We start from the raw sequence: 12,067 nt of genomic DNA on the forward strand, positions 1-12,067 counted from the left end.
CCACCCAAAACAGCAATAGGTTTCGCCTGGGAACTCCGATAAAGAGCGGGCGTTTCCGGCAAGCTGTTAACGCTAGAAAGAAATGATGTGCTGCAAAGTATAGTCGTTGCGATCGTCAGGGCCTGCACCCGGTTTGCCACCCTCGTTGTCGTCCTCGGGCTCCTGCTGTCGGTCGCGGCGGGCTACTATGCGGCGCATCACTTCGCCATCAACACCGACATCAATTCGCTGATCGCCCAGAACCTCGACTGGCGGCAGCGCGACCAGCTCTTCGACCGTGCGTTCGACCGCGACGCGACGATTCTCGCCGTCGTCGAGGGGGCGACGCCGGAACTGACCAATTCGGCCGCTGATGCGCTCTTCGCCAAGCTGAAAGACGACAGGACCAACTTCCAGTCGATGCAGCAGCTCGGCAGCGGCGAGTTCTTCGAGAAGAACGGCCTCCTGTTCCTGCCGACGGAAGAGGTCGGCAAGATCACCAGCCAGTTCGAATCCGCCGCTCCCCTGATCGAGATCATGGCGGGCGATCCGTCGATCCGTGGCCTCACTGGCGCGCTGGAGACGGGGCTTGCCGGCGTCAAGCGCGGCCAGGTCAAGCTCGACAACACCGAGCGTCCCTTCAACCTGATCGCCCAGACGGTCGAGACCGTGCTGAAGAAGGGCAACGCGACCTTCTCCTGGCGCGAGCTGGTCAGCGACAAGCCGCTCGAAGCGTCCGACAAGCGCGCCTTCATCGAGTTCAAGCCGGTCCTCGATTACAACGCGCTCGAGCCCGGCAAGGGTGCGACCGACGCGATCCGGAAAGCGGCGACTGAGCTGGATTTTGCGGGCAAGTACCAGGCGCGCGTGCGCCTCACGGGACCGGTGCCGATCGCAAACGAGGAATACGCCACCGTCCAGGAGGGCGCGGTGGTCAACGGCATCGGCACCGTCGTCGTCGTACTGTTGATCCTGTGGCTCGCGTTGCATTCGTCGAAGATCATCTTCGCGGTGTTCGTCAATCTGTTCGTCGGGCTTGCGATCACCACCGCGGTCGGTCTCATGATGGTGGGTTCGCTCAATCTGCTGTCGATTGCATTCGCGGTGCTGTTCGTCGGTCTCGGCGTCGACTTCGGTATCCAGTACAGCGTCCGCTACCGCTCGGAGCGCTACAAGGTCAACGATCTCTCGGCCGCGCTGGTGCTGGCCGCGAAGCGTTCGGCGGTGCCTCTGTCGCTCGCCGCGATGGCGACCGCCGCCGGATTCCTCTGCTTCATGCCGACCGACTACAAGGGCATTTCGGAGCTCGGCCAGATCGCCGGCGTCGGTATGCTCGTGGCATTTCTGTCGAGCATCACCGTGTTGCCGGCGCTGTTGAAGCTGCTCAACCCGCCCGGCGAAATGGAGCCGGTCGGCTACGCTTTCCTGGCCCCCCTCGACCGCTTCCTGGAGACGCATCGGGTGCTGATCGTCGGCGGCACGCTGCTGCTCGCGCTCGGCGGTCTGCCGCTGCTCTACTTCATGAAGTTCGACTTCAACCCGATGAACCTGCGCAATCCGAACGCCGAGTCGATTGCGACCTTCCTCGACCTGCGCAAGGACCCCAACACCGGGGCTAACGCCATCAACGTGCTGGTCAACTCCGAGGAGCAGGCCAGGCAGATCGAGGCCAAGCTCGAGAAGCTGCCGGAGGTTCTGCGCGTGATGTCGCTCGACAGCTTCGTGCCACCGGACCAGGGGCCGAAGCTGAAGCTGATCGCGCAAGGCGCCAAGGTGCTCAACCCCGCGCTCAATCCGGATCAGATCGACGCCGAACCGACCGACCAGGAAAATGTCGACGCGCTGAAGTCGTCGGTCGAAAGCCTGCGCCGGACCGCCGGCGGCGACAAGGGGCCGGGCGCGGTTGCTTCACGGCGGCTTGCGGACGCGCTGCAAAAGCTCGCCGAGTCCGACGAGGCGACCCGCAACAAGGCGCAAGCCGTGTTCGTCACGCCGATGAAGATCGTGTTCGACCAGCTCCGCAATGCGATGCAGGCCGGACCGGTGACGCTGGACAGTCTGCCGCCCGATCTCGTCTCGGCGTGGAAGAGCAAGGACGGCATCATCCGCGTCGAGGCGCTGCCGCGCGGCGACCCCAACGACAACGATACGCTGCGCAAATTTGCCGCCGCCGTGCTCGCCGCCGAGCCGACCGCGATCGGCGGGCCGGTGTCGATCCTGAAGTCCGGCGACACCGTCGTGAAGGCGTTCATCCACGCCGGCGTCTACGCGCTCCTCGTGATCGGCCTCTTGCTCTGGATCACGCTGCGGCGGATCACCGATGTGCTGATGACGCTGGTGCCGCTTCTGGTTGCAGGCGCGGTCACGCTCGAAATCTGCGTGTTGATCGGGCTGCCGCTCAACTTCGCCAACATCGTCGCGTTCCCGCTGCTGCTCGGCATCGGCGTCGCGTTCAAGATCTACTATGTCGTGGCCTGGCGCTCCGGCAGGACAAACCTGCTGCAAACCAGCCTGACGCGAGCGATCTTTTTCAGCGCGTTGACGACGGCGACCGCATTCGGCAGCCTGTGGCTGTCGAGCCATCCCGGCACGTCGAGCATGGGCAAGCTGCTTGCGCTGTCGCTCGTGACCACGCTCGCGGCAGTGCTATTGTTTCAGCCGGCCCTCATGGGCAAACCCCGCAATCTCAGGGAGTAGGCAGATGTCGCCGACGGTGTCGGCGGCGCCTTTCGGGCCGGGCTTCGCCGCCGCGGCGGTGCTCTTCGGAGCGCTGCCGGCCGCGGGCGGAGGAGCAGGGGGCGCGGCCATCTTGGGCGCGGCGCCCGTGGTCTTCGGCGCGCCCTTGGCCATGCTGTTGGCAGGGCTCGAGGGGATCGGCGGGGCAACCCGGGTCCAGGTCTCGCCGCCGCACAGGAAGCCGAGCACGCAGCCCTTGATCTCGAGCTGATCGGTGCCGACGGGCGTGATGGTCGAGGAGTAGAGCTGGCCGTCCTGGGCGTTATAGACTTGGCCTTCCCATTGATCGACGCCGGCCTTCTTCTTCATGTCGATCAGGATCGCCATGCCCAAGCTCGGTCTGCTCCGTTTCGAGACATCAGGATTGTGCTCGTCGCGGCCGCCCGGGGTCTTTTCCCAGGACACTGCGCCCCACATGCTGCCGTTGCATTGTGCCACGCGAATGTTGGCGACGCCGTCGGCGACCCGCCAGTCGCCGGTCGGATCGGCAGCGAGCGCCGGTGTCAGGCAGGTGTAACCACAAGCCAGTATTATTCCGGAGTAAAGGGATAAACGCATGATAGTTCCTCGGCAGTGCAACATGGTCTAAAGCTGTGCTTGCGAAGATGGTCCGAAAAAGGGCAAAAGGCCGCAACCATCGTTTTCTGTTGACGAAACAGCCATCAACCGAAGTATGTAGCGGATGCACAGTCCAAATCCAGACTTAGCCCAGCTATTTGCGGACCGCCAGGCGCAGCGTAGCTCCCTGCATAACCGGTACCTGAACGAGCAGTTCGTTCGGGTTCTCAAGACCATCGGCTACGACGTCGGTTTCCAGAAGGGGCAGGGGCAGTACCTCTACGACCGCGACGGCGCGCGCTACCTCGATTTGCTGTCGGGCTTCGGCGTGTTTGCGATCGGACGCAATCACCCCGTCATGCGCGAGGCGCTCAAGAGCGTGCTCGATGCCGATCTGCCCAATCTCGTCCAGTTCGACGTGTCGACGCTCGCCGGCGTGCTCGCCGAGCGGCTGCTGAAATATGTGCCGTATCTCGACAAGGCGTTCTTTGCCAATTCCGGCGCGGAGACGGTCGAGGCCGCCATCAAGTTCGCGCGCGGCGCCACGGGCCGCCCGGGCATCGTCTATTGCGCGCATGGCTATCACGGCCTGACCTATGGCGCGCTGTCGCTCACCGGCGATTCGAATTTCCGCACCGGTTTTGAGCCGCTGCTGCCGGGCTGCACCTCGATCCCGTTCAACGATCTCGCTGCGCTGGAGAAGGCGCTGTCGTCGCGCGAGGTCGCGGCCTTCGTCGTCGAGCCGATCCAGGGCAAGGGCGTCAACATGCCCACCGATGAATTCCTGCCGGGCGCGGCCGCGCTCTGCAAGAAGTACGGCACGCTGTTCGTCGCCGACGAGATCCAGACCGGCATGGGCCGCACCGGCCGCTTCCTCGCGGTCGAGCACTGGAACGTCGAGCCCGACATGGTGCTGCTGTCGAAGTCGCTGTCGGGCGGCCACGTGCCGGTCGGCGCGCTGCTGACCCGCAAGGCGATCTTCGACAAGATCTTCAACCAGATGGATCGCGCCGTCGTGCACGGCTCGACCTTCTCCAAGAACGACCTCGCGATGGCCGCCGGCATCGCCACGCTCGACGTGATGGAGTCGGAGAAGCTGATCGAGTCAGCCGCCAAGCGCGGCGCCGAGCTGCGCCTCGCGCTGACGCGCATGGTGCCGGGTTACGAGTTGATGAAGGAAGTGCGCGGCAAGGGTCTGATGATCGGCGTCGAGTTCGGCCCGCCAAAATCGCTGCGCCTCAAGGCGTCCTGGAACGTGCTCGAGACTGCCAACAAAGGCCTGTTCTGCCAGCTCATCACGGTGCCGCTGTTCAAGGACCACAAGATCCTGACGCAGGTGGCCGGTCACGGCAGCCACACCATCAAGCTGTTGCCGCCGCTCACCATCACCGAGGAAGACTGCAGCTGGATCGAGAAGGCGTTCGACGACGTCATCGCCGGCAGTCACAAGGTCCCCGGCGCGATCTGGTCGCTCGGCAAGACGCTGGTGGACAACGCAGTGCGGCGGTCGGCGTAAGTTCCGGTCGCGGCTTGGTGTCGCGATGTGCGACCTGCTGAAGCAGTCTGCCTAAAGAACCTCCCAATCAGCACTTAACTCTCCCTGCGTTGACCTGACCGGGAGAGGAGTGGCCGATGCCTGTGACTGGTGGCTGTCATTGCGGTGCGATCCGCTATGAAGTGAACGGCGACATGATTGTGCACGCGCTGTGCCATTGCACCGATTGCCGTCGCCATGCCGGGGCACCGATGGTCGGTTGGACGATGTATCCGCTCGAAGCCGTCAAGGTCGTTCAAGGCGCGCCGAAGGTTTATCGGTCCTCCGAGCATGGACGCCGGCATTTCTGTGCGGACTGTGGCACCGGACTTTTCTACATCAACGAAAACATGATGCCCGGCATCATCGACATCCAGAGCGGCACGTATGACGACCCCGATGCCGTTCCGGCCATGATGCACATCCAGGTCGCCGAGCGCGTCGGCTGGATGGAGCGGGCCCACGAACTGCCCGTATTCGAGCGCTACCCGCCGCAGGAGTGAGGGCGATCTTCGCTGTTAGCCAGCGGGCAGGTGGCAGACAGCCTCGATGTTGTGGCCATCAGGATCCAGGACGAACGCTCCGTAATAATTGGCGTGGTAGTGCGGCCGCAGGCCCGGCTGTCCGTGATCCGTTCCGCCAGCCGCCAGCGCGGCCGCATGGAACGCATCGACTGTCGCCCGGTCCGGGCAGGCAAACGCGACGTGCGCTCCCGTCTGCGGCTTGTCTCTGGTCCCGATCCAGAAGAAGGCCTTCCTGCCGACACCATAGCCCGCGCCCGTCGTGCCTTCGGCATAGAGGCGTTCGATACCCAGCGGACGCAGCGCGCGATCGTAGAAGGCCTTCGATCGCTCCATGTCGCTGACGCCGAACGTCACGTGGTCAAGCATGTTTGTCTCCGCGATCAAGCAGCTTTCGGCTTGTTTACCGCTTCAATGCGATCGAGAATCTTGCCGAGATCGCGCTTCGCGATCTGGATGTCATAGTCGTTCTGAAGATTGAGCCAGAGTTGGGCCGTCGTGCCAAGCGCCTTCGCGAGCCGAAGCGCTGTATCTGCGGTGATGCCGGTCTGCTCGCCGGCGATCCGCTCAATTCTCGTCCGGGGCAGGCCGCAGGCCTTGGCGAGCGTACCAGCGGATACTTCCAGCGGGATCAGAAAATCTTTCCGCAGAACCTCGCCAGGGTGCATGGGCTTGAGCTTTTTGGCCATGGCGAAAGTATAACGCTCGATCCTCGCAGATTTCTACCCAGCCAAGTCTACCCCTCCACATTCGCCCTCATCGCCGCCTCGAACTTGTCCGTGAACTCCACGAGCTCGTCCGCGCCGAGATCGCTGACGGCCCAGAAGTTGAGGCCGCGATTGCTCCAGTGCCGGCAGTTGAAGCCCTGCATCGTCTCCGTCTTCGGCGAACGGAGCGCGGTGTTCGCGGTCTGCGCCACGAACAGGTTGATGACGTGCTGCCGGCGCCGATAGACCACGGCGCCCAGCGCGCGGGCGTCGATGTAGTCGAGCCGGCCGCCGACCAGCGTAAAGCCCTGCGCGGTGAGGTCGATGACGGGCGGGGCGACGTCGAGCTTGCCGTTGAACCACGGCTTTACCGTGTGCTGGTCGGTCGAGATCACGTCGGTGAGGTGGCCGGCCTGGAGCGAACGCAGATGCGCCGACACCATCTCCGACAGGATGCGTTGCTGGTCGTCCTGGCGCAGCACGATCGCAAACAGACCGGTAGCGGCAAGCGCCGAAACTGCCGATCCCATGGCAAAGCCGCGCAGCACGGCGCGACGGTTTGGCCGCTCGCCCTGCGGCAGCGATGCCTCGATGCGTGCGCGCAGATGCGAGGGCGTCGTGTAGCGCAGATTGGTGTCCGCGAGCACCCGCTTCATCTCGCGATACGCGGCAAGCTCGGCCGCGCAATCCGCGCAGGTCGCGACATGAGCCTCGACCTCGCGCGCGTGGCCGGCGTCGAGCTCGCCGTCGATCAGCGCGTGAAGCAGGATTTTTGCTTCGTCGCAGGTCATTTCGATTGCTCCTCTTCCGCCGTCCAGGCCGCGCGCAGCATCGCGCGGGCGCGGGCGAGGCGGGACATCACGGTGCCGACGGGCGCGCCGACGGCATCGGCAATTTCGCGATAGGACAGGTTGTTGATCTCCCGCAGCACAAAAGTTTCCTTGAATGGCTCCGCCAGCGCGTCGATGAGCTTTCTGATCGCCGTGGCATCGCGGCGTCGCAGCATTTCTGTTTCCGGGCCGGCCTCGCTCTCACGCCAGAGCGGGGTCTGTTCGGCGGCCTCCGGCGCGTCCTCGATCGCCGACGGCCGGTTGGCACGGCGCGCATATTCGGCATTGCAGACGTTGCGGAGGATCGCGAACAGCCACGGCTTGATCGCCCCTCCGCGAAACGTGTCAAAATGCCTGAGCGCGCGCAGATAGCATTCCTGCACCGCATCCTCGGCGTCGGAGGCGTCGCGGAGCAGATAGCGGGCGAGCGTATAGACGTCGTCGAGATGCGGCAGTGCCGCCTCGCGGAAGCGCCGTGCCTTGTCCGGATCGTCGCTCGTCGGGGACATCGCCGCTCGCTGTGCCGTGTTGCCTGCCGTTGAAGGCGCGCGTGCCCGGCCGGCGGAGGGCCACCGGCCGGGCAAAATGGTGATGCCTTGGTTTGAACCGCTACTCAACCTTGATCATCCCCGTCATGTGGGGGTGCAGCGAACAAAAATATTTGTAGTCGCCGGCCGTCGTGAAGGTGAACGAGAACTTGTCGTCGGTGTCGAGGGTTTTCGACCGGAACTTGCCCGCCGAGACGATGGTGTGGGGGATGTCGTCGCGGTTGGTCCAGGTCACGGTGGTGCCGACCTTCACATTGAGCTCGGCCGGAGCGAAGACGAAATTGTCGATATGCACCTCGATGTCGTTGTCGGCGCGGGCAGTGGTGACCGGGAGCAGCACGGCCGCGGCCACAACGAGACCGAAGTCGCGGCGAGTGATCTTTGTCATCTGCAAAAATCCCCCTTCAGCCCTGAAGCGGCGTGTCGATGATTGCCAGCCGCTGGTCGCCCTGCTTGAAGTTGATGCTGGCAACGCCGAGCATGGAGCGGAGCCTTGCGTCCTCGACCTTCATCGGACCGGGCGAGGGGGCTGACCCCGGTGCCGGCTGCGGGAAGGCAGTCGAGCGCGCGGTGTGGAAGGTGACGTTGCCTTCGACTTTCTGCATGACCTGGTGGATGTGCCCGTTCAGCACGGTGACCGAGCCGAAGCCTTTCACAAATTCAAGCGCACGCGCGCCGTCCTCGGTGCCCCAGCCCCATTGCGGGTAGACCGTCCAGAGCGGGATGTGCGCGAACAGCACCACCGGAGTCGATTTCGATTTACTGCGGAGATCGTCTTCAAGCCAGGCGAGCTGCTCGGCGCCGAGATTGCCGAGGCCGCCGCCCTTGAGGTCGACGACGTTGACGAGGCCGATGAAGTGCACGCCGCCGGCATCGAAGGAGTACCAGCCATGGCCCTTGGTGCCGCGGCCGTAGCGCTCGCGATAGAGCTTCACTTCCTCGTCGATGAAGTCGTGCTCGCCGGGCACGTAGTGCACATCGAGCTTGGTCTGCGAGATGATGCGCTCGGCGTTGTCGAACTCGGCGGCCTTCGACAGATGGGTGATGTCGCCGGTGTGGATCATGAAGGACGGCTTTTCCGGCATCGCGTTGATCTTGTTGACCGCTTCTTCCAGCGTGCCGAGCGCGTTGGGATTGGCCGGCTTGTCGAAACCGACATGGCTGTCGCTGATCTGCAGGAAGGTCATGCCGGGCGCGGTCGCGGCTTGCGCGGAATCGATGATGCCGAGCGAGCGCGGCACGCCGCCGGTGATGGTCCAGAGCACGCCGGTGCCGGCCCAGGTCATGCACTCCAGCACTTTGCGGCGGCTCAGGCCGTCTTCGCTGTGGTCGTGATCATGCGTGCTCATGCCGCTTCTCCTTCGGCCCTGGATTGGGCTTTGGAGAGGTGATCGGGGCAGGAGCGGATTTATTCGCGGGAGCGCGATGACGATTTCGTGAGGGGCCCGTTACCCCATCTACGTCTCTACCGCTTATCTTGCAAAATCATCGCCGCGCCCTTCTCGGCGATCATCGCGGTCGGCGTATTGGTGTTGCCTGACGTGATGGTCGGCATGATCGAGGCGTCGACCACGCGAAGGCCTCCGAGGCCGTAGAAGCGCAGGCGCTGGTCGACGACGGCCATAGGATCGTTGGCTGCGCCCATCTTCGCGGTGCCGACCGGATGGAAGATGGTGGTACCGATGTCGCCGGCGGCCTTGGCGAGCGAGGCGTCGTCGTCGCCGACGGAGGGGCCGGGCAGATATTCGCTGGGCCGATACTTTGCCAGCGCCTTCTGTTGCATCAGGCGGCGCGTGGTGCGGATCGCGTCGGCGGCGACCTGGCGATCGTCGTCAGTCGAGAGGTAGTTCGGCGCGATGATGGGCTTCTCGTCAGGCGCTGCCGAGCGCAGGCGCACGGTGCCGCGCGAGGTCGGCTGGAGGTTGCAGGCGCTGACCGTGATCGCGGGGAATCGATGCAGGGGATCGCCGAATTTGTCGAGCGAGAGCGGCTGTACGTGGAACTGGATGTTGGCGCGTGCGCGCGTGGAATCGGAGCGCGTGAAAATGCCGAGCTGCGACGGCGCCATGGTCAGCGGGCCGCGGCGGCGGAAGGCGTAGTCGAGGCCCATCAGTCCGCGGCGGAACAGGTTGTAATAGGTCTCGTTGAGCGTGCGCACACCCTCGACCTTGTAGATGGCGCGCTGCTGCAGATGGTCCTGCAGATTCCGGCCGATGCCGGGCTTGTCCATCACGAGGTCGATGCCGAGCGGCGTGAGCCATTCGGCGGGCCCGATGCCGGAGCGATGCAGCACCTGGATGGAGCCGATCGCGCCGGCCGACAGGATCACCTCGCCCTTGGCGCGCGCCTCTATAGTCTCGCCGTTCTGCGCGAAGCGCACGCCGACGGCACGTCCTTGCTCGATGATGAGGCGATCGACCAGCACGTTCTTCTCGAGCCGCAGGTTTGGACGGTTGAGCGCGGGCTTGAGGAAGCCGCGCGCCGACGACCAGCGCCGGCCGCGCTTCTGGTTGACGTGAAAGTAGCTCGTGCCTTCGTTGTCGCCTGTGTTGAAGTCCGGGATGCGCTTGATGCCCATCTCCTCGGCGGCGTCGCCGACGGCGTCGAGCACGGTCCAGGACAGCCGCGGCGCCTCGATGCGCCACCCGCCACCGACACCGTGATGCTCGCTCGCCCCGAGGAAATGATCCTCCAGCCGCTTGAACACGGGAAGCACGTCGTCATAGCCCCAGCCGGTCATGCCGAGCTGACGCCAATGGTCGTAGTCGGCGGCCTGTCCGCGCATCGAGATCATGGCGTTGATCGCGGAGCAGCCGCCGATCACCTTGCCGCGGGGATAGGCGAGTGAACGGCCATTCAAGCCGGGCTCGGCCTCGGTCTTGAACATCCAGTCCGAGCGCGGATTGCCGATGGCGAAGAGATAGCCGACGGGGATGTGGAACCAGATCCAGTTGTCGTCGCCGCCGGCTTCCAGGATCAGCACGCGGGTCTTCGGATCGGCCGACAGCCGGTTGGCGAGGATGCAGCCGGCCGTGCCGGCTCCGACCACGATATAGTCAAACTCACCCTCGAGCCGCTTCATAGCCAATCACCCGCTGCCTTTTCGAAAAGGCCATAGCCTTGCCGCGCAGCCCTGTACAGCGGTGGGGAGGCTGGGTGGAATGCGGTATGCATGCTAGACAGTCGATTTCCACCTAACCGAAAGCTTGAGACCCTCCATGCCCATCGTGAACCGCGTCGCCGACCTTCAACCCGATATCCAGGCCTGGCGGCGGGACATCCACCAGCACCCCGAATTGCTCTACGACGTCCACCGCACCGCAGCATTCGTGGCGGACAGGCTGCGCGAGTTCGGCTGCGACCAGGTGGTGACCGGCCTCGGCCAGACCGGCGTGGTCGGCGTGATCAAGGGCAAGCAGCCGGCGGACGGCGACCTCAAGGTCATCGGCCTGCGCGCCGACATGGACGCGCTGCCGGTCGAGGAACAGACCAACCTGCCTTACGCGTCCAAGACGCCGGGCAAGATGCACGCCTGCGGCCATGACGGCCACACCGCAATGCTGCTCGGCGCTGCGCGCTATCTCGCCGAGACCCGCAACTTCGCCGGCGATGCCGTCGTGATCTTTCAGCCGGCCGAGGAAGGCGGTGCCGGCGGTGCGGCCATGGTCAAGGACGGGCTGATGGAGCGTTTTGGCATCGACCAGGTCTACGGCATGCACAACGGGCCCGGTATCCCGATCGGCGCCTTCGCCATCCGGCAGGGGCCGATCATGGCGGCGACCGACGAGGTCGACATCAAGATCGAGGGTCTCGGCGGCCACGCGGCGCGGCCGCACAAATGCATCGATTCCGTCATGGTCGGCGCGCAGCTCATCACGGCACTGCAATCGATCGTCGCGCGCAGCGTCGATCCGCTCGAATCCGCCGTCATCTCGATCTGCGAATTCCACGCCGGCAATGCCCGCAACGTCATTCCGCAGACCGCGGAACTGAAGGGTACGATCCGCACGCTGACCCCGGAGGTGCGCGCGCTGGTGGAGAAGCGTGTGCACGAAGTCGTCGCGGGCGTGGCGCAGATCACCGGCGCCAAGATCGACCTGCACTACAAGCGCAACTATCCTGTGGTCGTCAATCACGCCGCGCAGACCGATGTTGCGCGAAAGGTGGCGCAACAAGTCGCGGGCGATGCCAACGTCCACGAGATGCCACCGCTGATGGGCGGCGAGGATTTTGCCTACATGCTGGAAGCGCGCCCCGGCGCCTTCATCTTCTGCGGCAATGGCGACAGCGCCGGCCTGCATCACCCCGCCTACAATTTCAACGACGAGGCGATCGTCTACGGCACGTCCTACTGGATCAAGCTGGTCGAAACGTCGCTGGCGGCGTCGTAAGGCGCCTGCCTTCACCTCGCCCCGCTTGCGGGGAGAGCATAGGCCGCCTTCGGCGGCCGTTCTGAAGAACGCCGAAGCGGAGCTTCGGCTATGCGCGAAGCGATCGGGTGAGGGGGACTCTCCGCGAGTCTAATTCTCACCGTCCTTGTGGAGACTCCCCCTCACCCCAACCCTCTCCCCGCAAGCGGCAGGGCTATCGCATATGGCTGAGGGCTGCCATGAGGAAGGCATTGTCCCAGCCGGCGCGCTTGATTTTGCGCCGC

Annotated in this window: 12 protein-coding genes; 4 read left to right on the plus strand and 8 right to left on the minus strand. The window is 64.6% G+C overall.

Annotated features, from left to right (window positions below):
* Window positions 1-87 precede the first annotated feature (87 nt).
* Window positions 88-2,676 (plus strand): MMPL family transporter, encoded by a 2,589-nt coding sequence (locus JQ632_RS33240; protein WP_212406881.1) that lies wholly within the window; start codon window positions 88-90, stop codon window positions 2,674-2,676.
* Here JQ632_RS33240 and JQ632_RS33245 read toward each other — a convergent pair.
* Window positions 2,626-3,273, minus strand: coding sequence for a DUF2147 domain-containing protein (locus JQ632_RS33245; protein WP_212406882.1), 648 nt, complete (start codon window positions 3,271-3,273; stop codon window positions 2,626-2,628). The two genes, JQ632_RS33240 and JQ632_RS33245, sit on opposite strands and share 51 nt — an antisense overlap.
* Before the next feature lie 124 nt (window positions 3,274-3,397).
* Here JQ632_RS33245 and hpnO point away from each other — a divergent pair, with 124 nt between their 5' ends.
* Window positions 3,398-4,789 carry an aminobacteriohopanetriol synthase HpnO gene (gene hpnO, locus JQ632_RS33250; protein WP_212406883.1) on the plus strand — a complete coding sequence of 464 codons (1,392 nt, stop codon included), beginning with the start codon at window positions 3,398-3,400 and terminating at the stop codon, window positions 4,787-4,789.
* 116 nt (window positions 4,790-4,905) lie between these two features.
* Window positions 4,906-5,310, plus strand: coding sequence for a GFA family protein (locus JQ632_RS33255; RefSeq protein WP_212406884.1), 405 nt, complete (start codon window positions 4,906-4,908; stop codon window positions 5,308-5,310).
* Window positions 5,311-5,325: 15 nt separating this feature from the next.
* On the opposite strand, the gene JQ632_RS33260 is transcribed toward JQ632_RS33255, so the two are convergent.
* From JQ632_RS33260 to JQ632_RS33290, 7 genes are all read right to left on the minus strand, one after another.
* On the minus strand, window positions 5,326-5,697 hold the full coding sequence (locus JQ632_RS33260; protein ID WP_212406885.1) for a VOC family protein: 372 nt from the start codon (window positions 5,695-5,697) through the stop codon (window positions 5,326-5,328).
* A 14-nt stretch (window positions 5,698-5,711) separates the two neighbouring features.
* Window positions 5,712-6,017, minus strand: coding sequence for a HigA family addiction module antitoxin (locus JQ632_RS33265; protein ID WP_212406886.1), 306 nt, complete (start codon window positions 6,015-6,017; stop codon window positions 5,712-5,714).
* A gap of 47 nt (window positions 6,018-6,064) precedes the next feature.
* On the minus strand, window positions 6,065-6,826 hold the full coding sequence (locus tag JQ632_RS33270) for an anti-sigma factor (RefSeq protein WP_212406887.1): 762 nt from the start codon (window positions 6,824-6,826) through the stop codon (window positions 6,065-6,067).
* Window positions 6,823-7,374, minus strand: a complete 552-nt coding sequence (locus JQ632_RS33275; RefSeq protein ID WP_212406888.1) for a sigma-70 family RNA polymerase sigma factor — start codon at window positions 7,372-7,374, stop codon at window positions 6,823-6,825. The genes JQ632_RS33270 and JQ632_RS33275 overlap by 4 nt, the downstream gene beginning before the upstream one ends.
* Before the next feature lie 100 nt (window positions 7,375-7,474).
* On the minus strand, window positions 7,475-7,801 hold the full coding sequence (locus JQ632_RS33280; RefSeq protein WP_212406889.1) for a cupredoxin family copper-binding protein: 327 nt from the start codon (window positions 7,799-7,801) through the stop codon (window positions 7,475-7,477).
* Between the two features lie 16 nt (window positions 7,802-7,817).
* Entirely contained in the window at window positions 7,818-8,762 is a 945-nt protein-coding gene (locus JQ632_RS33285; RefSeq protein ID WP_212406890.1) for a metallophosphoesterase, read from the minus strand.
* Window positions 8,763-8,878: 116 nt separating this feature from the next.
* On the minus strand, window positions 8,879-10,495 hold the full coding sequence (locus JQ632_RS33290) for a GMC family oxidoreductase (protein WP_212406891.1): 1,617 nt from the start codon (window positions 10,493-10,495) through the stop codon (window positions 8,879-8,881).
* A gap of 136 nt (window positions 10,496-10,631) precedes the next feature.
* Here JQ632_RS33290 and JQ632_RS33295 point away from each other — a divergent pair, with 136 nt between their 5' ends.
* Window positions 10,632-11,804: a M20 aminoacylase family protein gene (locus tag JQ632_RS33295; RefSeq protein WP_212406892.1), complete on the plus strand. Its 1,173-nt coding sequence runs from the start codon at window positions 10,632-10,634 to the stop codon at window positions 11,802-11,804.
* Window positions 11,805-12,067: the final 263 nt, after the last annotated feature.

Source organism: Bradyrhizobium liaoningense (genome assembly GCF_018130955.1).
GTDB lineage: Bacteria > Pseudomonadota > Alphaproteobacteria > Rhizobiales > Xanthobacteraceae > Bradyrhizobium > Bradyrhizobium liaoningense_C.